The following is a 23791-nucleotide window of genomic DNA, read 5'->3' as shown; positions in this document are numbered from 1 at the left end:
TCCCCGTACTGGTCGATCCCGTGGCGAAACGGGGTGATCTGGATGGCGGCAACTCGTACGGATGCGTACGCCGCCTTCGATCGTTTCGTCACGGTCTATACGATCAAGTATCCAAAGGCCACTGAGACGCTGAAGAAGGACTGGGAAAACCTGCTGCTCTTCTACGAATTCCCAGTCGAGCATCGGTAACACCTGAAGAAAACCAACACGATCGAGTCGACCTTCGGGACGGCGCGTCACCGTAGTACCCGCACACGCAGCTGCGTGTCGCGACCCATCTTCGTGGAGCTGGCAGTCAAGCTGACGGCATCAATCCGAACCCAATTTCGTATCTAAAAAGCGTTATCGCAGAGACATGCACGATCTCGAATGAGCCGCGATCAAGAGATTGCTGCTGTGAGCGGCTTTGGATGGGCGCTGTGGTTAGTACGATCTGTTCGTGGTCTCTCCGGCTGATGCGCCGATGCGTAATTCGCGCTCTGCACGAAGCGTTGCTACTGCTTGACCGTAACCGGGGCAGCGAGCAGAACCATAAATGTTAGCAATACATAATAAATAAATGTCGATAGGAGAATTTCCGAGGTGATTTAAAAATTAAATGAAGATCAGGAGACTAAATGAAGCTGCGTATCAAATTGCGTGGTGTGGCCGCATTGTCTGTGCTGGCTAACGCCGTGCATGCGCAATCCTCCCTCACCTTATACGGTGCGATCGATAACGGACTTTTGTATCAGAGTACTTCGGCTTCGTCTTTTTCACCAAAAGCACCTAACAACGGGGCGATATGGCAAGACAAAGACGCGGGATTATATGCCAGTTATTGGGGGTTGAAAGGAATTGAGGACATCGGCGGCGGATACGAGGTCAACTTCAAACTGCAGGGCGCCTTTAGCAGTAGCAGCGGCAAGTTCCAGTTATCCGATACGACAGGGGTGACAGCGATCTTCAATCAGGTAGCAGCCATCGGCATCTTAGGTCCATTTGGTACCGTTGACGTTGGGCGGCAGTACGCGCCTATGATTTACGCGATGGTAGACACGGACGTTCGAGCGGGAGAGTATTTTGGAAGCATTTTAACGGCATGGCTCTCGATAAATCAGGCCGCGGGCTGGTCGGGGGCAAATTCAAATTTGCCGATCGGCGCATTGTTCGACAGTAACGCTCTTGTTTACCAGTCGCCTAAATTCTATGGCGCATCGTTCGCACTCGAGTATGCGCCAGGCGGGGTTGCGGGTCAGGTACAGGGCGGTACTCGTGAATCCGCTGTCATCAGGTACTCAAATTATGGATTGAATGTATCTGCGGTCTATTATAACGGCCACGATACGAACCCGACGTCTACGAGTGTGCCGACGGGTCTCGGTAACAACCGGTTTTACTACCTTGGTGCCATGTACCGATACCGGGCAATGTCCGCTTCCGCGTCGTACAGTGTCGGAAAAAATCCATCGAATTCAACCCATGTCGATATCGAGATGATCTCGGGCGGACTTGGGTATCAATTTACTCCGTGGCTTTCGGTGACATCCGGTTACTATCACCTGCGGGATCGTAACAATTCGGCTAATCACTCAAGCGAATATTCGGTCGGAGCGAGCTATTTTCTGTCGAAACGGACCACTGCATACTTGCAGGTTGGCTATGTCGACAACAAGGGGACGATGAGCCAATGGATCGCCTATGGTGCGCCTGTCGCCCCAGGAGTATCGACGACCGCGGCGATGATAGGGATAAGGCACTCCTTCTGATTGACATATTCGATTGAACGGATAATTACCATGAGTAGCCAGGTGATATCAAAAGCGCTGTTAATTGTATTATTCCCTGCCGTATCGGCTAGCGTGTGGTCACAAACCAGTGGAAATCGCGAGGTCTCAGCAGATCATGTCGAAGCTGTTTCCCAAAAGCTGATCGTCAAATCAGACAGGCTCGCAGATCGCGCATTGAGAAGGCGCATCTATAAGGCGCTGGCAAAGCACACAGAGGTAGACGCCGGCAATATCAGCATTGTGGCGAAGAACGGTCAGGTTACGCTAGACGGGACGGTGAGGGATGCAGGCCAGATCGACACGGTGGAAAAGGTCACAAGGAGTGACCCGGGTGTCCTGGCGGTGACAAACAAGCTGGCGGTGCAGCGTCCGTTTGAAGAGTAAGTTAGAGGCGCGGCGACCGTTTGTAGACTTCGCAACTTGTTAGCGCCGATGTAAAACTTTTCAATCGGCGTTGACACTTAGCGATCAGGCATCGCATCAAGCCAGCGCTGCTCGTCGACGAACCGCTCGACCAGCATATCGAGGAGCAGTCGGACCTTGGTACTTAACTGTCGCCGATGGGGGTAGAGCGCGACGACCTCCAACTGCTGTGTCCGGTAGTCGGGCAGCAGCGGCACCAGCACGCCGGAGGCGAGAAGATCAGAAACGACAAACGGGGGGCACAGACATAATCCCAGTCCGGCAGCGGCAGCCTCGCGCATGACGGTAATGCTGGCGGTGACCAGGTTGCCCGACACGCGAGTGCTTGTTGGATTGCCGGCAGGATCGACGAAACGAAACTCGTCGCGGTAGACCGCATGGGCGTAAAGCAGGCAGTTATGGTCGGCCAGGTCGGCCGGGCTGTGGGGCGTGGAATGCGTTTCGAGATACGCGGGCGCACAGCACAACAGGTAGTGCCATTTCGCCAGGGTCCGTCTGATGAGGGTCGAGTCGGGAGGTGATGCCGGCATGATCGACAGGTCGAATCCCTCCCGTACGGGGTCGACGGGGTCGATCATGGTGTCTGTCTGGAAATCCAGCGAGACTTCGGGGTAATCGCGCGAGAAGCGGGTAGCGACCGGCGCGACGAACCGCTCCAGTGCCTGGTGGCAACGCAGGCGCAGCCGGCCGCGCGGAGTGCTCTGCAACGCGCTGGTAATCTCGTCTGCCTCTGCCAGCTCCAGCAAGATTTGTGAGCAGCGCTCGTAATACTCGCGGCCGATCTCGGTTAGACCCACACGGCGTGTGGTGCGATTCAACAGACGGACGCCGAGGCCGTCTTCGAGCGCCTGAACGTGGTTGCTGACCGTCGTCGTCGACAGGTCGAGGCGGCGCGCCGCCGCGGTAAAGCCGCCGCTCTCGACGACGCGGACAAAGGCAGTGAGACTGGACATCCGATCCATGCATTCCACCAATTATCAAGTCACAGTTGAGAGTCACTCTGATGCTGGAGCGCGAGGCTGGCGTCGGTCAACGCAATTGTCGCGTCGCATCAGGCGAATTGCTTAAACTTTTCCGGCTGTGCCCGCTCGCGATTCAGCCAGATTTCATCTATATCAATCGGAATGCTTACTATTTGATGGACGGTCCAACTCATTGTCTTGTTGCGGCTCGACGCCACGGCTACTACGTCTGCACCGTAATCCACGTCTCTCTGGCCGGCGCCGACACCGGCGCATTTTCTGGCGGCATCCTGCGACCCGCCAGCGCTTCTTTTCTTTCCAGTGGTTAGGGTTTTCACTCACCCTGATCTATCGCTCCTTAGCAGCGGTTGAAGACAGTCTAGTGAGGTAACGATCGAGTTCTGTTGTCAAACTTGATAATTGATTGTTGCCGAGATTGCATCAACGTTGGATGGCTTGCGCTCGTGCAAACCCACGGCAATTTTTTCGAACTGCCTGAAGGTCTATCAAGATTGAGGGGAGTTATCCGGTCAGCAAAAAAGGCTTATCTTGCAGTCAATACAGACGGGGGAACACGTTGATCTAACCCGGTCTAATCCGCAGATTGGAAAAACGTCAGGCGAAATCACGCGGAACAAGAACTCGCGTTTTTATGTTCGACACAACAAGGAGCTTCAATGTATTTCGCTATCGTAGCCATCGACCGACCCGGGACCACCGACGTCAGAACCAGCACGCGCCCGGCACACCGCGAATACCTGCGTACCCCCTATCCTGGTGTGACCTACAGGCTGGGCGGACCACTTCTGGCGCGTGACGGTGCGACGATGATCGGTTCGTTGATTGTGATCGAGGCGCCAGACCTTGCGGCCGCCGAACAGTTTTCGGCCGGTGACCCCTACAGAAAGGCGGATCTGTTCGCGGAGGTCGCGGTCAGGCCTTGGGATTGGACGTCGGGCAATCCGGACAAGTGATGAGGCATGACTGCCGACGCCTCGCAAGGTGTCCGTCATGCTCGAGGACTTCAGCCTCTCTTTATGAGGTGCATTCCGTGAACATCACGACGCGGTTTTAAATGCGCGGCTCGATGCGTCGCCGTACCTCAATGGCGATTCGTTCAGCCTCGCGGATATCGCGACCCCGTCCTTGATTCGTACGCTACGAGCTTCATGAGGACTGGGACCGCGCTGCCCGTCTGCCGATGGTTCGACGCGGTCGGCGCCAGACCCGCCGTTCGGCCGGGCATGCATGTGCCGGCAACTACTGTCTGAGGTGGGTGACGATTCGTATTCTCGGGCGCTGTAGTTCATCGGTAGCACAAATAGTTCTCTGGTGCCTGGCAAAGCTGAATGTAATGTTCGCTCAAACGGCACATCGGCGGTCTTATAACCGCAAAGTGCTTCAGATGCTTTCGCTTTTTTAAAGTGTGCGGGAACCTTCCATGAATACGTATGACTTTGACCTGTTCGTTATAGGCGGTGGATCCGGCGGCGTCCGTGCAAGTCGTACAGCGGCGGGATATGGTGCGAAGGTCGCTGTCGCGGAAGAGTACAGGCTCGGCGGCACATGCGTGATTCGTGGGTGTGTGCCGAAAAAGCTGTTGATGTACGCATCTCAATTCGGATTCGCACTCGAGGACAGCAAGGGGTTTGGCTGGCGGGTATCAGAAGCGTCACACCAGTGGCAGAACCTGATCCACGCGAAGAACATAGAGATTGCCCGTTTGGAGCAGGTATATGAGGAGCTACTCGGCAAGGCCAGTGTCGATGTGATAAAGGGAAAAGCAACCATTGTTGGCGCACACGAGGTTCGCGTGAACGATGTGAACTTTACGGCGGGTCACATATTGATCGCCACTGGAGCGACGCCAGAGGTGCCCGAGATTCCCGGCGCAGAACTAATGGTGACATCCAACGACGTGTTAGCCATGGAGCACGCTCCAGAAAGGATCGCGATTGTTGGGGGCGGATATATAGCGTGCGAATTTGCGGGCATTTTCAAAGGGCTTGGATCAAGGGTGTGGATGGTCCATCGCGGATCAAGGCTGCTACGCGGATTCGACGAGCAGGTCCGGGTGCATATTGGAAGTGAGCTTGCCGCGAACGATATTCAGATGCGACTGGCGACCACAGTCACTGCGGTTGAGCGAAAGCGCAACGCATATCTGCTTTACCTCGGTTCCGGCGAGATTCTGGAGGTGGATCTAGTGATGGCTGCGACAGGGAGACGGCCGAACACAGGCGGTCTGGGCCTTGAAAGTGTCGGCGTTCATGTCGACGCAGACGGAGCGATCCCTGTGAACAGCTATTCGCGCACATCGTCCGATCACGTCTACGCGGTGGGTGACGTCACAAACCGTCTTAACCTGACGCCTGTCGCGATCCACGAAGGTCATGCTTTCGCTGACACCGTTTTCGGAGACTTGCCCCGTCGAACAGGCCATGAAGGTGTTCCATTTGCCGTATTTAGTCAGCCGCAGGTCGCCGCGGTAGGCCTCACCGAGGAGGAAGCTTGTGCGATACACGGCGGTGTCCGGGTGTACAGCAGTGTTTTTCGCCCAATGCGCGCTGCACTCTCCGGTCGAAATGAGCGCGTCCTGGTGAAGCTCATTGCGGACGCAACGACTGAACGAATCCTGGGTGCGCACATCGTGGCGCCGGATGCCGCCGAGATCATTCAAGGGATTGCTGTTGCACTCAAGGCGGGAGCAACGAAGGCGGACTTTGACGCCACACTGGGTGTGCACCCGAGCGTCGCGGAAGAGTTCGTGACACTGAGAAATGCAAGATATGCAACTCGGACGCAGTCTTGATTCAAGTATCGGTGCGGCGGAATCGCCCGACGTGCCTCTATAAGAGAAAATGCATCGCAGGAGAGAAAACATGATTGATCTGTATGCTTGGGGAACACCAAACGCAAGGAAAATTTCCATAGCTTTAGAAGAACTATGGCTCCCCTTTAAGGTACATATGGTGGATATCACAAAGGGTGAACAATTTGACAATAGCTTTCTCGCCTTGAATCCGAACAACAAGATCCCTGTGATTGTCGACCCGAAAGGTCCGCAAGGGACGAAGATCACTTTGTTCGAATCAGGGGCGATTTTGATTTACCTCGCAGATAAGACAGGAAAGTTGCTACCACCCTCCGGCGTCGAGCGTCACCAGACAATACAGTGGCTAATGTTCCAGATGGGCGGCATTGGCCCAATGTTCGGGCAGACGCATCATTTCCGCCGGTCCGCGCCGCAGGAGACATATGGCCTTGAGCGCTACACGGCAGAAACGCATCGGTTGTACAGGGTGTTAGATGGACGCCTCGGACAATCGGAATATGTCGCAGGTAGTGAATACTCCATCGCCGATATCGCAATCTACCCTTGGGTAGCACGTTTTGGATTGCATCAAATCGATTGGGAGGATGTTCCTAATGTCAAACGTTGGTACGATTCGGTCGGTTCGAGGCCCGCTGTGCAGCGAGGCATGGAGGTTTTGCCATGACGAACAATAATGCTTTGACGGTTCTCGGGAGGAGCAATTCCTCTAACGTGCAGAAAGTCATGTGGTTACTTGATGAGATCGAGCAACCATGCCTGCGCGTGGACATGGGTGGCCAGTTCGGTGGTAACAAAGATGCCGACTATCTCGCCAAAAACCCGAATGGCGTCGTTCCCACCCTGATTCACGAAGACGTCGTGGTGTGGGAATCCAACACGATACTCCGATATCTCGCCAATCATTTTCGCGCGGACGGGTTGTATCCAGCTGACTCTGTTGCGCGTTCCTGGGTCGATCGCTGGATGGACTGGCAGTTGTCCTCCTTAGGGCCGGCGAACCGGGATCTCTTTATGAGGATTATCCGAACGCCGGCCGATCAGCGTCGCCAGGAGGCAATTGATGAATCCCGCGACCGAAATGCGGAATTGTTCCGTTTGCTCGATCGGTTTCTGGAGCGATCGAAATATCTGGGAGGCGCGTCCTTTTCGATTGCCGATATCGCGGTAGGGCCGTTGGCATACCGTTGGCTAACGCTGCCTGTGGAACGCCCTCACTACGGCAATGTGCAACGATGGTACGACTTGCTTTGCGAACGTAAGGCCTTCCGGAAGCACGTAACAGAGATAGGGTTGAGTTAAGCCCACCGTCAAGGACGTGCTTGATGGACCGCAGACGAAGCAGGCGGTGATTATCCGGCGGCGCCTGAGAGACTTTCCAGCCGTGAGATGTTTATTCCGGCGCCCGTCAAGGATATCGTTACCCCTACTTTGATAACGCTACAGCAATCACGGGGAGAAGACGTCATTAGGGGTGAACCTAAACGTGATGCGCGAGTCACCGAAAGTAAACCACTTAATTCAGCATGCAGAATGTATTGCGAAGAATGCATTCGTGGACCAGACCGTCAACGGCTTCGCCAGCTTTGAAGGCGAGGGCAGCCGTGCGGTGATATACGCCACCTGCCACATCTATGCCGCGGAAGGCGTTCCTGGCTGCACCGCTGAATGAAGCGAAAACGAGCTGTTCGAATTCACTGCCTGCTGGCGCTGTCCGAACGGCCGCAGATGCCGACACTATCCAATTTGCAAGACTTATCCAACTGAAGGAGACGACTGATGCACCATGCCATCCGCATTCGCGAGACCGGTGGGCCCGAAAAGCTTGTCTGGGATGAAATTTCAGTGGGCGATCCCGGACCGGGACAAGTGCGCCTTCGCCAGACGGCAGTCGGCGTGAACTTCATCGACATCTACTTCCGCAGCGGCCTGTACCCGCTGCCGCTGCCCTTCATTCCGGGGCGCGAAGCCGTCGGCGTAGTCGATGCAATCGGGCCTGAGGTCACTTCGCTGAAGCCGGGCGACCGTGTCGTGTATAGCGGCGTGCAAGGCGCCTACGCCCAGGTCCGGCTCGTGCCGGCCGATCGTCTGGTCAAACTCCCCGACGGCATCAGCGACGAGGTCGGTGCGGCGATGATGCAGAAGGGCATGACCGCCCAGTTCCTGTGCCGCCAGACCTACCGGGTCGGCAAGGGCGACACGATCCTCGTGCATGCCGCCGCGGGCGGCGTCGGCCTTGTGCTGTGCCAGTGGGCCAAACATCTGGGCGCAACCGTCATCGGCACCGTGTCGACCGAGGAAAAGGCGAAGCTCGTGGAGGCGCACGGCTGCGACCATGCGCTGGTGCACGGCAAGGACGACTTCGTCAAGGCGGTGAAGGAGATCACGGGGGGCGTTGGCGTGCCCGTCGTCTATGACTCGATCGGCAAGGATACCTTCATGGGCTCGCTCGACTGCCTCAGGCCGCGCGGCCTGATGGTGCTGTTCGGCCAGTCCTCCGGCCCGGTGCCGCCGCTCGACATCAGCATTCTTGACAAGAAGGGCTCGCTGTTCCTGACCCGCCCTACGCAGAATGCCTACCTGCCGACCCGCGCCGCGGTCGAGGAGGGTGCGCAGGAGGTGTTCGATGTCGTGCAGTCGGGGGCAGTGAAGGTTCACATCAACCAGCGCTTCCCGCTCAAGGACGCTGCGGAGGCGCATCGTGCGATGGAGTCCCGCAAGACGACCGGCTCGCTGGTGCTGCTGCCCTGAAGCGAAGCGCCGCCGGCATCTCGAAGCCGGCATTGCCTTTCAGAAGGATTTTTACCCTGCCTGGGCCGACAGTCCCGGGCAAGGTTTTGCTTCGCGATGACCAAGTGCGCGGGTCCGATCATCGGCAAGCTGAAAACAACCAAGTTCGAAATGTAAGGACTCTATTGATGGCACACGTCAACCTGGATATGGATGCGGTTAGAAGCGAAATCGGCCCGTACGCAGATACACAAACGCCTCTCGCTGAACGCGAGCAGGCCTACAAGGACCTCGTCGGCTTCGTGCCGCCACGCATTGCTGCCCGACTGGCCGTGACGGGCGCGCTCGATCCTGAACTGCTGGGTCTCCAGGAGGAGCTTCGCCATCGCGCGTTGTATCCGGCGTGTTTCGATACGAAAACTTCGCAGCTCATGGTGTTTGGCATGCTGCTCTCCAGGCTGCTCGACGCAGCCATGTTGCATGCCCGCGCGGCACGCCGGGCTGGCGCCACCTGGGAAGAGATGCAAGCCGTCGTTAGTCTGGCTTATCTCTATGGCGGGATCCCGTGCGCAAACCGCGGCGCAGAGATCATCGCTCAGTTGGCCGAGTCAGAGAGAAACGACCGAACCGAACGATAGATCCCGGGGGCTCGGCACGATGCAGAAAGCAGGGAGATCAGGGGATCGAGCGTGATCATATTTTGGTCATGCTTATCAACGCTGTGTCTCAACAGAAGAAGGATCGAGAAAAATGTCGCGACTTTATTCCAATCTTATCGCCGGAGAATTCGTTGAAGGGGCGAATATCTCTCGCAACATCAACCCATCCGATACGAACGATGTTGTCGGCGAGTATGCCCAGGGTTCCGCGACGGAGGTTAATCATGCGGTGGCGGCGGCTAAGGCCGCCCTCCCGGCATGGAGCCGCACAACGCCACAGGAGCGCTTCGACATCCTGAGAAAGGCCTCTGACGAGATTCTCGCCCGCAAGGACGAACTCGGTCGGCTTCTCTCGCGCGAGGAAGGCAAGACACTCGCCGAAGGCATCGGGGAGGTGGTCCGTGCCGGGCAGATCTTCGCGTTCGTCGCCGGCGAATGCCTGCGTACGGGTGGTGAGGCAATTCCTTCCGTGCGCGCGGGTGTCGGTGTCGAGATTACCCGCGAGCCGGTGGGGATCGTCGGGATGATCACGCCCTGGAACTTCCCGATTGCAATCCCGGCGTGGAAGATCGCGCCGGCTCTTGCCTGGGGCAACTGCGTCGTCATCAAGCCGGCCGACCTTGTCCCGGGCTCGGCGTGGGCTCTCGTCGACATTATCCAACGCGCCGGCCTGCCCAAGGGCGTGCTCAATCTTGTCATGGGCCGCGGTTCGGTGGTTGGCCAGGCGCTGCTCGAACACAAGGACGTACATGCGATCTCCTTTACCGGCTCGGTCGCGACCGGTCGCAAGGTCGCGGCCACCTGCATCGCCTCGAACCCGATGAAAAAGGTCCAACTCGAGATGGGGGGCAAGAATCCGCTTGTCGTACTTGACGATGCGGACCTCAACACGGCGGTCGAAGTTGCCGTCAACGGTGCCTTCTTCTCCACCGGTCAGCGCTGCACGGCGTCTTCGCGCCTGATCGTCCAGGCCGGCATTCATGATCGCTTCGTCGAGGCCTGCATCGAGCGGCTGAAGGGCCTCGTCGTCGACGATGCGCTGAAGCAAGGCACGCAGATGGGCCCGGTGGTCGACCAGAGCCAGCTTGACCAGAACCTCAAATACATCCAGATCGCCAAGGACGAGGGCGGCAAGCTGGTCTTCGGTGGCGACCTTTTGAAGCGTGCGACGCCCGGCTTCTATCTCCAGCCGGCGCTCTTCACCGAAACGACTAATGCAATGCGGATCTCGCGCGAGGAGGTCTTCGGCCCGGTCGCCAATATCGTGCGCGTCAGGGACTACGACGAAGCGCTCGCGGTGGCCAACGACACCGAGTTCGGCCTTTCCGCTGGTATCTGCACGACCTCGCTGAAGTATGCGACGCATTTCAAGCGCAACAGCGAGGCAGGCATGTTGATGGTCAACCTGCCAACAGCGGGTGTCGACTATCACGTGCCGTTCGGTGGTCGGAAGGGCTCGAGTTATGGCTCTCGTGAGCAAGGGACGTACGCCAGGGAGCACTACACGACAGTCAAGACGGCCTACACGCTGGCTGGATAGCGAATGTAGAAATTCGGCGCCTGTACAGGCAGCACGAAGACAACCCACTCATGACGGATCGGGCGAGGAAGACCGTAAGCAAGAGGTCGCGTCGCCCACCGTCGAGTAACAGGTCGTATCGCTGGCGAGGAGAGCAAATCTGGCGATGCAATCGATCAATGATAAGGGGGCTTGAGAGATGGAAGAATTCTTCGATGTCGTGGTGGTCGGCGGCGGACCAGTCGGTCTTTGGCTGGCCTGCGAGCTGCGACTGGCCGACCTGAATGTGGCAGTAATCGAGCGCCGCGAAGAAGGAGTCCCTCAATCGCGCGCGGGGACGATGCACAGCCGCACATTGGAGATGTTCGACCTGCGAGGTCTGGCCAACAGGTTTCTCGCGTGCGGGAAGTGGCAGCCTTCCTGGCACTATGGGATGCTCGACACACAACTCGACTACTCGCGCCTCGACAGTCGGTTCCCCCAGACGCTCAGGATTCCCCAAGCGACGACCGAGAAACTGATCAGGGAGCGCGCGATGGAGCTTGGCGTCGAATACCACGCTGGGCATCAGGCCGAAACGATCAGGCAGGATCACTCGGGAGTCACGGTTGAAGGCATAACGGACAAGGGGCCGTTCCAGCTACGTGGCCGCTACCTCGTCGGCTGCGACGGTGCACGCAGTCTCACGCGTCAACAGGCGGGCATCGGATTCTCGGGACACGAGGCGTCGCACTCGTGGCTGTTGGGCGATGTCAGGCTGGACCTGCCGGATAGCAAACTGATGATCACGGAGTACAACGAGAACGGCGGCCTCCTGATTGCGCCGCCTGGCGAAGACGGTCGGCGCCGCATCGTTGTGACGACACCCGACGAAAGCGATCCTGCCCTGCTCAGGCAGCCGCCGACGTTGGAGGAACTGAGCGGCATGACGCGAAAGATCCTCGGTGCCGACTTCAATATGCGCGACCCGTTCTGGCTTTCGCGCTTCTCAAACGAAACCCGACTCGCCGACAGTTATCGAAGTGGCCGGATATTCCTGGCCGGCGACTCCTCGCACATCCACGCTCCATTTGGTGGGCAGGGGTTGAATGTCGGCCTGCAGGATGCGTTTAATCTGGGGTGGAAGCTCGCCGCTGTTATCAAGGGCGAGGCCGATGAAGCGCTGCTCGACAGCTACGAGGCGGAGCGCCGTCCGATCGGCAAACAGCTCAACGACAGCACCCTGACGCAAAACGTGCTGATGACGTCGTTCAGCCGCGGCGGTTTGGGCCTTCGCAAGATGGTCTCTGATTGCCTGGCGTTTCCGGAGGTTAACGAGAAGGTCGCCGGACAGATCTCTGGTTTTAGCGTCGGCTACGAGGATGTGGGAGCGATGCGTGCCTTCTCCGATGCGCCTTGCTCTGCGGGCGCCGGCATTCGCGCGCCCGATCGTAGAGTTCGTCGGGCAGATGGGTCGGAAGTTTCCGTGTACGAACTGCTTGCTTCAGGCAGGTGGCTCCATCTGTCGTTCGGAACGGGTGCGATGGTTCCGCTCGCCGATGCACTGCCACAAGAGGCGGTCGTCCAGGTATGCAGCTCCGAGCGTCCCCATGGATTCTTCGAAGGTGCCGCGGCCGTGCTGATCCGCCCAGACGGCTATTCTGCAGGGGTAGTTTGATGCCGGACCCACAATGGATTGACGGGCGCCGCGCAGGTTGAACATAAGTAATCCTCTGTGATTGAATTGTGCTTGCCAAGCCATAACGCCTGTCGGTCAAACTCCGTTTATACGTGACTCAAATTCAATTGCCTGCCAGGGGCGTATACCATGCCAAAAGTCGTCAAGATTGAAAGCTTCGGCGATGCCGAAGTCATGCAGATCCACGAAGAAGAAATCGCCCAGCTCAAGGCCGGGGAGGCACGGGTCGATCATATCGCGGTCGGACTAAACTACCTCGATATAAGTCACCGACAGGGGCACTATCCATTGCCCTTGCCGACCGGTCTTGGGGTTGCTGGTTGCGGGGTTATTCGAGAGATACGATCGGAAAGTGCAGAATTGGCCGTCGGCGATCTTGTCACTTATGCGGGCGTTCCGCCGGGCAGCTATGCAGAACAGCGGATCGTTGAGGCTGACCGACTAGTGAAACTTCCCCCCGACATCGAGCCAACGGTCGCAGCCGCGGCTCTCCAGCACGGAATTACAGCCGCATTCCTGATCGGCGATGTTTTTGCGGTCGCGCGCGGACATCTCGTGCTTGTTTATGCTGCTGCTGGTGGGGTGGGGACGATTCTTTGTCAGTGGGCAAAGTCGCTCGGCGCCACCGTCATTGGCACAGTAGGGAGTCAGGGGAAGGTCTCCCATGCTCTCGCACATGGTTGCGACCACGTTATCGTTTCCACAGCCGAGAACGTCGCAGAGCGTGTGCGTGCAATAACCTCTGAGCGTGGCGTCGATGTGGCTTACGATTCTGTGGGTGCGGATACTTTTGAAGCTTCGCTTAACAGTCTCGCATTTCGAGGCACGCTTGTAAGCTTTGGTTCAGCATCCGGAGAGCCGCCGCCCGTTCCCGTCGGTGACCTGGCCAAGTTCGGCTCACTCTATATGACACGGCCTCGCTTTATTCACTACACGCGGACCAGACCAGATCTGTTGCGCTATTCGACGGCTTTCTTCGAAAGGATACGCGCCGGCCTAAAAGTGTCGATTGGGCAAAGCTACCATTTCAACGAAATCGTCCGGGCTCACAAAGATATCGAAAGCAGGCAAACCAAGGGATCGAGCGTGATCACCTTTTAGGGAAACACCGATTTATGCGGCCCGGCAGTCTTCGCAGACATAGCAGGCCGTCGAAGCGCCGTGATCCGGAAATGCATCAAATGAGGAATGGCAATGAATGGCTCTTCGGAGGGCACACATTGACGTCGATGCGGATTCTGGATGGTTCATGGCCTGGTCGGTACGTCCGCTAACGATGCCGAAGATTGCGTTTCGTCTACCTTGTGAAGCATAGGAAACACTTGCATGACATTCGACATTGAAATGCTCTTTGTGGACTCCGTCGATGGAGCCGAGCGCGTAGCCACATCCATCACGCACAAGGACATCGTGACGGGCTTGTCTGCGGCGCTGGCCCCACAGACCGTCGCCGTGCTGCATATGTTGTACCCCCGTACGGACGCGCGCACGCACGCGAGCCTCGACTCGCTAGTTGAGGCGCTGAACCGCCACAGCATGCATCAGGTCGCTCGCCTCGTTGCTGAAAAAGCGCACTATGTGTTGTTTCGCAACCCCATAAAAGCGTGGCGGGTGCTTCACGAGATCCGCAACGATTCGCTTGCCATCGGCGTTCACGTCTACTACAAGGGGCTCGCAGGCGGTGCGGCCGAGCAAATGCTCGATGCCGATGCCCGTGACATGCGCCGGCGCTAGAAGCCAGACCGACCATTCACCGTCTGGTTGCCGCGCAGGCTTAAGTCGGCCTGCAGGATGCGATTGATCTCGGGTGGAAGCTCGCCGGCGTCCCGGCTTGGCTAGCCGAGCCAGGACACCTTCCGCAGGCCGCTGAGCGGCTTGACGGGATCGTGGAGAAAGCGACTACTCCCGTTTTACCGATCAGGCATGGCATCAAGCCAGCGCTGTTCGTCGACGAAGCGCTCGACCAGCATATCGAGAAGCAGTCGCACCTTGGTGCTTAACTGCCGCCGTTGAGGATAGAGCGCGACGACCTCCAGCTCCTGTGTCCGGTAGTCGGGCAGCAGCGGCACCAGCATGCCGGAGGCGAGAAGATCAGAAACGACAAACGGGGGGCACAGACACAATCCGAGTCCGGCAGTGGCAGCCTCGCGCATGACGGTAATGCTGGCGGTGACCAGGTTACCCGACACGCGAGTGTTCGTTGCATTGCCGGCAGGATCGACGAAATGAAACTCGTCGCGGTAGACCGCATGGGCGTAAAGCAGGCAGTTATGGTTAGCCAGGTCGGCCGGGCTGTGGGGCGTGGAATGCGATTCGAGGTAGGCGGGCGCACAGCACAACAGGTAGTGCCATTTCGCCAGGGTCCGTCTGATGAGGATCGAGTCGGGAGGTGATGCCGGCATGATCGACAGGTCGAATCCCTCCCGTACGGGGTCGACGGGGTCGATCATGGTGTCTGTCTGGAAATCCAGCGAGACTTCGGGGTAATCGCGCGAGAAGCGGGTAGCGACCGGCGCGATGAACCGCTCCAGTGCCTGGTGGCAACGCAGGCGAAGGCGGCCGCGTGGCGTCACCTGAAACGCACTGGTAATCTCTTCCGCTTCTGCCAGATCCTGCAATATTTGTGAGCAGCGCTCGTAATACTCGCGGCCGATCTCGGTTAGACCCACACGGCGTGTGGTGCGATTCAACAGACGGACGCCAAGACCGTCTTCGAGCGCCTGAACGTGGTTGCTGATCGTCGTCGTCGACAGGTCGAGGCGGCGCGCCGCCGCGGTAAAGCCGCCGCTCTCGACGACGCGGACAAAGGCAGTGAGACTGGCCAGCCGATCCATGCGTTCCACCAATTATCAAGTCGCAGTTGAAACTCACTCTAATGCTGGAGCGCGAGGCTGGCGTCGGTCAACGCAATTGTCGCGTCGCATCAGGCGAATTGCTTAAACTTTTCCGGCTGTGCCCGCTCGCGATTCAGCCGGACTTCATCCTCCAATTTCCAATCGCGCGTCGCTCGTGATCAACGCCGGGGATAGCGCGCCTTGGCTTGTGCATATGCGGCACGGACTGCTGCGTCTCGGCGCGCACTTCCTCCAGATTGCGAAGGATTGCGCGGATAGTGTGACAGATATTTGGATATGCGAAATAAAGATTTTACTGATGGGTCACAAAATGCTTCCAGCACGTTCGCGATTTTTTCGAATTGCCTGAAGGTCTATCAAGATTGAGGGTAGTTATCTGGTCAGGGAAAAGGTTTATCTTGCAGTCAATGCAGACGGGGACACGTTGATCCAACCCGGTTGCGTCAGGTGAAATCAGATGGAAAAGGTGAAGCATGGACAAAGGTGAGGATGTTTGTGGCGTCGCGGAGTTGAAGCCAGGCGACATGAAATGTGTGTTCCTGGGAGCCACGCGGGTTCTGCTCTCTAACGTGGACGGCAAGGTGTATGCGACCAGTGATGTCTGTTCGCACGCGTTGGCGTATCTCTCGGACGGCTGGCTGGAGGGCCCGGTGGTCGAATGTCCGCTCCATGGTGCGCAATTCGATGTCACCACGGGAAAGGCGTTGTCGGCGCTGGCAAACGGGGACATTGAAACCTACGAGGTCACGGTGGCCGATGGCAGGATCTTTGTAGCCTCTGCACAGCTGGCGTCCGCGAAAAGCTGAGGCGAGCCCATGGACTCGATGAGCGCCCGAAGCGGGCGCGGAGAATAACTGATATGCCTTTTGAAACAGCGTTGACCAAAGCACTCGATTTGCGGGTGCCGGTTTTGGCGGGTCCTCTCGGGCGAGGCACGAGCGCGGAATTTCTCGCAGCGGTAGCCGCGAGTGGCAGCTTCGGCTTTACTGCGCTGATGCATATGCCGGAAGAGACGGTAAGCGGCGAGCTTGCAAAGATGAGTCGTGCCACGAACGGTCGGTTTGGTGCAAATCTGACGTTGGTCGTCGACCAGCGCAAGAGGCTGGCGGCCGCATTGGAAGCGGGGGTGCGCGTATTCTCGATGTGGCAGGGAGATCTCGAGCCCTATGTCCGTATCATCAAGGATGCGGGCGGGCTTGTGTTCTGGACCGTGGGCACCCCCGAAGAGGCGGCGCGGGCAAAGGATATTGGCGTCGACTTTATCGTGTCGCAGGGACGGGAATCCGGCGGTCATCTGGTAGGAAGCGCGCCGACGATGTCGCTGCTGCCTTCTATCGTTGACGCCGCCAGGGGGGTGCCTGTGGTAGCGGCGGGCGGTATTGCAGAGGGGCGGGGCCTGGTTGCTGCGATGGCGCTGGGTGCTTGCGGAGTCTGGATGGGAACGCGTTTTGTGGCGAGTAGGGAATCGGCCAACCATCGCGGTTACAAGGAGCGGGTTGTTGCAGCGCGCGCGACGGACCTTGTCGAGACCCGGCTCTTCGATGCGGGGTGGCAGGAGTCTCCGCATCAGGTGATACGCAATTCGACGTTCACCAGATGGGAGGAAGCCGGTCGTCCAGCGAGCGGCCAGCGACCCGGGGAAGGCGAGGCCATATCGCGCTTTCCGAATGGAAAGCCACTCTATCGCTATGACGTCGCGGCGGCGTGGGACGCGATGGAGGGAGATTGGGAGGCAAGTCCGCTGTATGCCGGTGCCACGGTTGAACTGATACACGATGTGAAGTCGGTAGCAGAGATCGTAGGGGAAATCGAGGCAACGGCGGAGGCGGCGCTCGCCAGGGTCGCGGATTTGCGGAGCGGTCGCTAGACAGGCCGGGGCGGTCAAGGAGAAATCAGAACGGGCATGCGAATGCCGTTGATGAACGGCTTCAGCACTCAGGCCGGGATCTTGACCGAAGGTGTCGGCCTCTTTGATACGTATTTAGGACCACATATAAAACGTGCGTATCGGGAGTTAGAGGGCAGTGTCGACGGGTTGAACGAGGCCCTGGTCTGGCGGGGCGGCGCAAGCGCACATAAGCGCCTCTCGAAGAGAAGAAGCTTGCGCCGCCGGCAGGCCGCTCCGAGGCGTTGAAGATGGATCTCACGATGCCGTACACGGGAACCGTACCGGGTCATTAGAACACCGGGGGAGTGCGAGCATATGCGTTAATTCAATTCTCACTTGTTTCGTTAATCTAACGGACTACATTTAACATGCACATCGGAATTCCCGCGGAAACACGGGCAAACGAAACGCGCGTGGGCGCGACGCCGGAGACGGTCAAGAAGTACGTCTCGCAGGGTCATCGCGTCACGGTCCAGAGCGGCGCCGGCGCGGCCGCAAGCTTTTCCGACGAGGCGTACCAGGCGGTGGGCGCGGAACTCGCCGACGCGGAGATGGCCTTCGGCGCGGATCTTGTGCTGAAGGTCCAGTCGCCGACGGTAAGCGAGCTGCCACTCATGAAGCGCGGCGCGGTGCTGGTCGGCATGCTCGATCCATTCAATGAGGAAAACGCGCAGAAGCTCGCCGAAGCGGGCGTGACAGCTTTCGCGCTCGAGGCTGCACCGCGCACCACACGAGCGCAGAGCCTCGATGTGCTGTCCTCGCAGGCCAACATTGCCGGCTACAAGGCGGTGCTGCTGGCTTCGAACCTCTATCCGCGCTTCATGCCGATGCTGATGACCCCCGCCGGAACGGTCAAGGCCGCGCGCGTGCTCATTCTCGGCGCGGGCGTCGCGGGCCTGCAGGCAATCGCGACGGCCAAGCGCCTCGGTGCCGTGATCGAGGCATCTGACGTGCGTCCGGCTGTAAAGGAGCAGATCGAATCGCTCGGCGCGAAGTTCCTCGACGTGCCTTACGAAACGCAGGAGGAACGCGACGCGGCGGTGGGCATGGGCGGCTACGCGCGGCCGATGCCACCGTCCTGGCTCACGCGCCAGTCCGCACTCGTGCACGAGCGCGCGAAGCAGGCCGACATCGTGATTTCGACCGCACTGATCCCGGGCCGCGACGCGCCCACACTGCTGCCCGTCGAAACCGTGCATGCGATGAAGCCAGGCTCCGTGGTGATTGACCTCGCGGCAGGGCGCGGACCCGTCGCCGATCCGGCCACAGGGCGGCGCGGCGGCAACTGTCCGCTGACGGAAGCCGACAAGATAGTCATCAGGCACGGCGTGACGATTGTTGGCTACTCGAACCTGGCATCAATGGTGCCCGCCGACGCGTCGGCGCTCTATGCGCGCAACCTGCTCGACTTCCTGAAGCTGATTGTCACGAAAGAAGGCGAGTTGCACCTCGATAAGGCCGACGAAATCGTCGCAGCGACACTCCTTACACGTGATAGCGAAGTCGCGTGCGAGGTAGAACGATAAAGGAGAACGGCGTTGGAAATCGTCAACCATACCGTCATTGATCTAATCATCTTCGTGCTTGCGGTGTACGTCGGCTATCACGTTGTCTGGAATGTCACGCCGGCGTTGCACACGCCGCTGATGGCCGTGACCAATGCGATCTCGGCGATCGTGATTGTCGGTGCGATGCTCGCCACTGGCCTGACCATCGGCAGTTCGGGCAAGTTCTTCGGCACGTTCGCCGTGTTGCTCGCGGCCGTCAACGTGTCCGGCGGGTTCCTCGTCACGCGCCGCATGCTCGAGATGTTCCGCAAGAAGGAACCGAAGAAGGCTGCCGTGAAGGAGGGCGCATAAATGAGCATGAGCGTTGTTACATTACTTTATCTGGTGGCTTCGATCTGCTTTATCCAGGCGCTCAAAGGCCTGTCGAACCCAAAGAGTGCGCGCGCCGGCAACGTGTTCGGCATAATCGGCATGGTGATTGCGATCCTGACTACGTTGGCGCTGATCGTCAAGGAGTCCGCCCAGTTTGGCTCGAATCTCGGGCTGGGTCTCGGGCTGCTTTTGGGCGCGCTCGTGATCGGCGGCGGCCTCGGTGCCTATGTCGCCATGCGCGTCGAGATGACCAGGATGCCTGAGCTGGTCGCAGCGATGCACTCGTTGATCGGTCTGGCGGCGGTGTGCATCGCGTATGCGGTGGTATCGGAGCCGGCCGCATTCGGCCTCATTGCCGTGGATGCGCCGTATCCGGGCTTCATTCCGTACGGCAATCGTGTCGAACTCTTCATCGGCACGTTCGTGGGCGCGATCACCTTCAGCGGCTCGGTGATCGCCTTCGGCAAGCTCTCCGGGAAGTACAGGTTGCGGCTCTTCCAGGGCGCACCTGTGGTCTACGGGGGGCAGCATCTGATCAACCTGGTGCTGGCACTGTGCATGATCGGCTCCGGCGTCGTGTTCTACATCACGCAATCGTGGCTGCCGTTCATCATCATGACGTTGATCGCGTTTGCGCTGGGCGTGCTGATCATCATCCCGATCGGCGGCGCGGACATGCCCGTCGTCGTGTCGATGCTGAACTCGTACTCGGGCTGGGCGGCGGCGGGCATCGGCTTCTCGCTGAACAACGCGATGCTGATCATTGCCGGATCGCTGGTGGGTTCGTCGGGTGCGATCCTTTCGTACATCATGTGTCACGCGATGAACCGCTCGTTCTTCAACGTGCTGCTGGGCGGTTTCGGTGCTGAAAGCGGTGGCGCGGCAGCGGGTGGCACGCTGGAGCAGCGGCCCGTGAAGTCGGGCTCGGCCGAGGACGCCGCGTTCATGCTCGGCAACGCGGAATCGGTGGTGATCGTGCCGGGGTACGGTCTTGCCGTGGCTCGGGCCCAGCACGCGCTCAAGGAACTGACCGACAAACTCGTGGAGAAGGGCGTGGACGTGCGCTACGCGATCCATCCGGTGGCGGGCCGCATGCCGGGGCACATGAACGTGCTGCTCGCGGAAGCCGAAGTGCCCTATGACCTCGTGTTCGAGATGGAGGACATCAATAACGAGTTCGGCCAGACCGACGTGGTGCTCGTTTTGGGCGCGAATGACGTGGTGAACCCGGCGGCGAAGAACGACCCGAAGTCGCCGATCGCGGGCATGCCGATCATCGAGGCGTACAAGGCACGTACGATCATCGTCAACAAACGGTCGATGGCGGCTGGCTACGCGGGGCTCGACAACGACTTGTTCTACTTGGACAAGACGATGATGGTGTTCGGCGACGCGAAGAAGGTCATCGAGGAGATGGTGAAAGCTGCGGCGTGATGAGCGGCGCGGAAGCGCTGGCGGTGCTGAGACTTCGGGAGGGGATCGGACCGTCGGCGTGCACCGTCGCGCGGCGAACGTGTCCATCTGTTGCTGCCTGAACCGGCTGTCGACCGGGTCGGTGTTGGCGTTCACACGCTACAGAAAAAATACGCTTCCACCGACGCTATAGTGAGCGAGCATTGATGGATCTGGTTGCCGAAGAGCGCAAGGAGGGGGCCGCCTTCCCCGCCGTTAAATGCGTCGCTCCCGTTCCCTGCTTGACACAAGAACTGGCTATTTTCGATGTGGTCTCGTGCCTCCGCCCTGATGCCGCATACGGGCAGAGCGCTTACGCTTCGTGACCGGATGAAGCGATTTATGGAAGGGGAAATCGTAGGTAGGCGCGACGCGTATTGGCGCAACGCGCTCTCACCTGCATCGGACCAGTGGTATGGAAGTTCTTTCGACCATCAGCTTGTCGACTGGCGCCCCAATTGCGTGCGAGCGCTCAATGCTCCGCATTCGTCGGAGGCAAAAGGAGTGTGGCAACACGCCGGCCCGCGCGCCACCCGCCATCTCATGCGCGACCGACCGCGGCAATCGCAGCACACTCGGCTTCTTTGCCCGAGGATGTCGTCGCTGTTTCAATACCCGAGCCTCGCTTCAATGTTTAACGGAAATGCATAAACCGACAACAATGAATTGCTCTGTTTGTGACCACATCTGAGCGGTTGCCGTTCTAGAGTGCATCAACCGAGGCCGCTAAAGGCTGCGCGCGAAACACTCCCTGGAGAAAATTTATGAAACTCGTTCAGTTCATCGTCGCTGTGTCTTCGTTCGTTCAGTCGACGCTGCTGGCGATGAATGATGACGTTAGGGTACAACTAGCTCAAGAAAAGATGACTTGCCGATATTCAGATTCCAGCGATCGGGAGCAGGCTTCAATAAGTTATGCTAAACAGAATGCGCTGCTGCCGCATCGGATAACCGGGATGGATTTGGGTCGTTACTCGCTATCAGTAGTCCGCCCTTCGTTCTAATATTGTCGATGACTACTGTGATGGGCGCTGTGGTGTCAGTGGCAACCGATGGAACGCAGTGAGACTCACTTTTCTATCATGCTGTTCTCGTGAGCTTCAAGGGGCTGTCTCGTGAAACTGTCGAGGTCGAACCGTTACAGACGGCAGCCCGACAAAATGCAGTCGAGTCAATCTCGGATGCATCCCTTTCTCCGCTACGCGTTTCCGGTCAAGCATGAACGGAGGCTTCACGGCGGCTATCGGTGGCTCAATGACCGGGTCACTCCGTAACCTGCCGGATACTCTCGATGAGAGCATATCGGCCAAAGCCGACATTGGGCTGTCCTTGGTCGCACGTCAGCAATGGAGGGACTGCCGACGGTGACGGCATCAAGCAGCTGGACGGCAGCTTCCTGCATCCGCGAGCTGACACTTTCGACCCGAAGCGGACTTCTGGGATAACCATGCAGCGGCGGCGCTTCCCGAGGTGAAGCGGCCATTCTCGGACCGGCGGCTTAGGGCCTAAGCGTTCTCCACGAATGCGGGCGTTTGAATTGGTGTCACTACACGTTCACGCCATCGGCCAACCCACCTGCTAGCACGTCGACGGTTTAGGTCAAGTGCACTCCTCAGCCGATATTGGAAGGGGGTTATTCGCTATCGCCCTGTCACTCGCAAGCCATCCCCGGATTTGCCTTATTTCCGCGTCAAGGTTGAGTAGGTTCACAAATAGATCATTCTCTTCCATCTTTTCCCAGTTCGATCCGCGCCTCGCTTGGCGCGGATCCTGTTGGATCGTGTATGCCCATGCTATGTCCACGATCTCACAATTCCATTGGGGTTCGGCCTATCAGGCGCAGGGAATGCGCCACCTACGCCGGGTCGTCACCGACTGTGGAGTCATCGTGGAAAAGCACGCCGGAGGATTCCGGCCACCCGTCAGGATCGGCCACGAAGATGGCGGGCGTTTTCATACTCACGGGCTTACGATAGAAAACTTGGTACACCGCTCGCATTGCCGTGGCGGAACCAGGGCGAACACGCCGAACCGCGGCTCATTTCGATGAGCACTCCGCAAGCGGACGGCACATGAACGTAGTGAATGGAAGGATAAGACGAAACTTTCGGAAGCGTGTTGGAATGTTCAGACAGGCCAAGCTTACGCATTCGGGTGCAGGTAGCCCGGATGCGGACATCAAGACCGCACCGCCTTCGCGGGGCAGACGCCTCGCGCTGTGGGTTGCGTCGGCAAGCGCATTGGCTGCCGGGGTCTTGGGTATCGTCGCGCATGGCGATTGGTTCGACGATGATCAGGCGCTCGGGATCATCGGACCCACGTCGCCAGCGCCGCACACGTCTTGGTCCGGTCATGTCGCGCTACCATCGTCGCCTCCCGCTGGCGGAACCGCGGTTGCCAGTGCTGAGCTCGCCCCGCCTGCGTCTTCCGCTCCGCTCGATCAACGCACTGGACCTACTCCGGATTCTGGTGCGCCGCAGTCGGTTACACGAGGGCCCGATCAACCAAGCTATGCCGTCACACAGAATCGCCGCCATGCGGCGCCGCACGTGAGAGCAATCGCGCGGCATGCGCCCGAGATCACCCGACCTACATCGCCAACGGAACAAGCGTCTTCGTCCGATCATGTCGCGAGATCATCGTCACCTCCTGCGCGGGGAGCTGCAATTGGCAGTGCTGAACTCGCCCCGCCCGTGTCTTCCGCTTCGTTCGATCACCGCGGTGCACCTTCTCCGAATTCTGCTTCACTAAAGCTGGCTCAAGGACAGCCTGCAGGCGGTCACGGGGGAGGTGGTTCGGTTGCAGGCGCAGGCGGTTTGGGTGCAGGCGCGGCCGGTTCAGGCGCAGGCGCGGCCGGTTCGGGTGCAGGCGCGGCCGGTTCGGGCGCAGGTGGTTCGGGCGCCGGCGGTGCGGGCGCGGGCGCGGCCGGTTCAGGCGCAGGCGCGGCCGGTTCGGGTGCAGGCGCGGCCGGTTCGGGCGCAGGCGCGGCCGGTTCGGGCGCAGGCGCGGCCGGTTCGGGCGCAGGCGCGGCCGGTTCGGGCGCAGGCGCGGCCGGTTCGGGCGCAGGCGCGGCCGGTTCGGGCGCAGGCGCGGCCGGTTCGGGCGCAGGCGCGGCCGGTTCGGGCGCAGGCGCGGCCGGTTCG

22 protein-coding genes and 1 pseudogene are annotated in these 23791 nt (G+C 59.1%); 21 read left to right on the top strand and 2 right to left on the bottom strand.

Features of this window, described 5'->3' with window-relative positions:
* Positions 1–36: 36 nt before the first annotated feature.
* The 3 genes and pseudogenes from FVF58_RS47680 to FVF58_RS47670 all read left to right on the top strand — a co-directional run.
* Positions 37–330, top strand: a pseudogene (locus FVF58_RS47680) (transposase); the annotation flags it as partial.
* A gap of 287 nt (positions 331–617) precedes the next feature.
* Positions 618–1748 carry a porin gene (locus tag FVF58_RS47675; RefSeq protein WP_188131194.1) on the top strand — a complete coding sequence of 377 codons (1131 nt, stop codon included), beginning with the start codon at positions 618–620 and terminating at the stop codon, positions 1746–1748.
* A gap of 30 nt (positions 1749–1778) precedes the next feature.
* Complete coding sequence (locus FVF58_RS47670; protein ID WP_149676474.1) at positions 1779–2153, top strand: BON domain-containing protein; 375 nt, start codon at positions 1779–1781, stop codon at positions 2151–2153.
* Between the two features lie 77 nt (positions 2154–2230).
* Here FVF58_RS47670 and FVF58_RS47665 read toward each other — a convergent pair whose 3' ends face one another.
* The gene (locus FVF58_RS47665; RefSeq protein ID WP_246217551.1) at positions 2231–3145 is read right to left on the bottom strand and encodes a LysR family transcriptional regulator; all 915 of its coding nucleotides are present in this window, start codon (positions 3143–3145) and stop codon (positions 2231–2233) included.
* A 50-nt stretch (positions 3146–3195) separates the two neighbouring features.
* On the opposite strand from FVF58_RS47665, the gene FVF58_RS47660 reads away from it, so the two are divergent.
* The 11 genes from FVF58_RS47660 to FVF58_RS47610 all read left to right on the top strand — a co-directional run bounded on the left by FVF58_RS47660 (position 3196) and on the right by FVF58_RS47610 (position 14307).
* Positions 3196–3483, top strand: coding sequence for a hypothetical protein (locus tag FVF58_RS47660; RefSeq protein WP_149676472.1), 288 nt, complete (start codon positions 3196–3198; stop codon positions 3481–3483).
* 348 nt (positions 3484–3831) lie between these two features.
* Positions 3832–4128, top strand: a complete 297-nt coding sequence (locus FVF58_RS47655) for a YciI family protein (protein ID WP_149676471.1) — start codon at positions 3832–3834, stop codon at positions 4126–4128.
* 467 nt (positions 4129–4595) lie between these two features.
* A complete protein-coding gene (gene gor, locus FVF58_RS47650; RefSeq protein ID WP_149676470.1) occupies positions 4596–5966 on the top strand; it encodes a glutathione-disulfide reductase in 1371 nt (456 codons plus the stop codon).
* Between the two features lie 70 nt (positions 5967–6036).
* A complete protein-coding gene (locus FVF58_RS47645; protein WP_149676469.1) occupies positions 6037–6654 on the top strand; it encodes a glutathione S-transferase family protein in 618 nt (205 codons plus the stop codon).
* On the top strand, positions 6651–7289 hold the full coding sequence (locus FVF58_RS47640; RefSeq protein WP_149676468.1) for a glutathione S-transferase family protein: 639 nt from the start codon (positions 6651–6653) through the stop codon (positions 7287–7289). Before FVF58_RS47645 ends, FVF58_RS47640 begins: the two co-directional genes overlap by 4 nt.
* A 477-nt stretch (positions 7290–7766) precedes the next feature.
* Positions 7767–8738 (top strand): quinone oxidoreductase family protein, encoded by a 972-nt coding sequence (locus FVF58_RS47635; protein ID WP_149676467.1) that lies wholly within the window; start codon positions 7767–7769, stop codon positions 8736–8738.
* A 167-nt stretch (positions 8739–8905) separates the two neighbouring features.
* Positions 8906–9355 (top strand): carboxymuconolactone decarboxylase family protein, encoded by a 450-nt coding sequence (locus FVF58_RS47630; RefSeq protein ID WP_223191234.1) that lies wholly within the window; start codon positions 8906–8908, stop codon positions 9353–9355.
* Between the two features lie 112 nt (positions 9356–9467).
* Positions 9468–10916, top strand: a complete 1449-nt coding sequence (locus FVF58_RS47625) for an aldehyde dehydrogenase family protein (RefSeq protein ID WP_149676466.1) — start codon at positions 9468–9470, stop codon at positions 10914–10916.
* A gap of 178 nt (positions 10917–11094) precedes the next feature.
* A complete protein-coding gene (locus FVF58_RS47620) occupies positions 11095–12552 on the top strand; it encodes an FAD-dependent monooxygenase (RefSeq protein ID WP_149676465.1) in 1458 nt (485 codons plus the stop codon).
* Between the two features lie 150 nt (positions 12553–12702).
* A complete protein-coding gene (locus FVF58_RS47615) occupies positions 12703–13674 on the top strand; it encodes a quinone oxidoreductase family protein (protein WP_149676464.1) in 972 nt (323 codons plus the stop codon).
* A gap of 225 nt (positions 13675–13899) precedes the next feature.
* On the top strand, positions 13900–14307 hold the full coding sequence (locus tag FVF58_RS47610) for a hypothetical protein (RefSeq protein ID WP_149676463.1): 408 nt from the start codon (positions 13900–13902) through the stop codon (positions 14305–14307).
* A 176-nt stretch (positions 14308–14483) separates the two neighbouring features.
* On the opposite strand, the gene FVF58_RS47605 is transcribed toward FVF58_RS47610, so the two are convergent.
* Complete coding sequence (locus FVF58_RS47605; protein ID WP_149676462.1) at positions 14484–15407, bottom strand: LysR family transcriptional regulator; 924 nt, start codon at positions 15405–15407, stop codon at positions 14484–14486.
* Positions 15408–15901: 494 nt separating this feature from the next.
* Here FVF58_RS47605 and FVF58_RS47600 point away from each other — a divergent pair, with 494 nt between their 5' ends.
* The 7 genes from FVF58_RS47600 to FVF58_RS52120 all read left to right on the top strand — a co-directional run.
* A complete protein-coding gene (locus FVF58_RS47600) occupies positions 15902–16234 on the top strand; it encodes a non-heme iron oxygenase ferredoxin subunit (RefSeq protein ID WP_149676461.1) in 333 nt (110 codons plus the stop codon).
* A 53-nt stretch (positions 16235–16287) separates the two neighbouring features.
* Entirely contained in the window at positions 16288–17295 is a 1008-nt protein-coding gene (locus FVF58_RS47595; protein WP_149676460.1) for an NAD(P)H-dependent flavin oxidoreductase, read from the top strand.
* A gap of 389 nt (positions 17296–17684) precedes the next feature.
* Positions 17685–18842, top strand: coding sequence for a Re/Si-specific NAD(P)(+) transhydrogenase subunit alpha (locus tag FVF58_RS47590; RefSeq protein ID WP_149676459.1), 1158 nt, complete (start codon positions 17685–17687; stop codon positions 18840–18842).
* Positions 18843–18854: 12 nt separating this feature from the next.
* Positions 18855–19175 carry an NAD(P) transhydrogenase subunit alpha part 2 gene (locus FVF58_RS47585; protein WP_149676458.1) on the top strand — a complete coding sequence of 107 codons (321 nt, stop codon included), beginning with the start codon at positions 18855–18857 and terminating at the stop codon, positions 19173–19175.
* A complete protein-coding gene (locus tag FVF58_RS47580; RefSeq protein ID WP_149676457.1) occupies positions 19176–20630 on the top strand; it encodes an NAD(P)(+) transhydrogenase (Re/Si-specific) subunit beta in 1455 nt (484 codons plus the stop codon). It abuts the gene before it with no gap.
* A 782-nt stretch (positions 20631–21412) separates the two neighbouring features.
* The gene (locus FVF58_RS47575; protein ID WP_149676456.1) at positions 21413–21652 is read left to right on the top strand and encodes a hypothetical protein; all 240 of its coding nucleotides are present in this window, start codon (positions 21413–21415) and stop codon (positions 21650–21652) included.
* A 1812-nt stretch (positions 21653–23464) separates the two neighbouring features.
* Positions 23465–23791 (top strand): hypothetical protein (locus tag FVF58_RS52120; protein ID WP_188131193.1); only part of this gene is annotated, 327 nt, incomplete at its 3' end.

It is taken from the genome of Paraburkholderia panacisoli (genome assembly GCF_008369935.1).
GTDB classification, from domain to species: Bacteria; Pseudomonadota; Gammaproteobacteria; order Burkholderiales; family Burkholderiaceae; genus Paraburkholderia; species Paraburkholderia panacisoli.
This window is presented reverse-complemented; position numbering and strand designations above follow the sequence as displayed.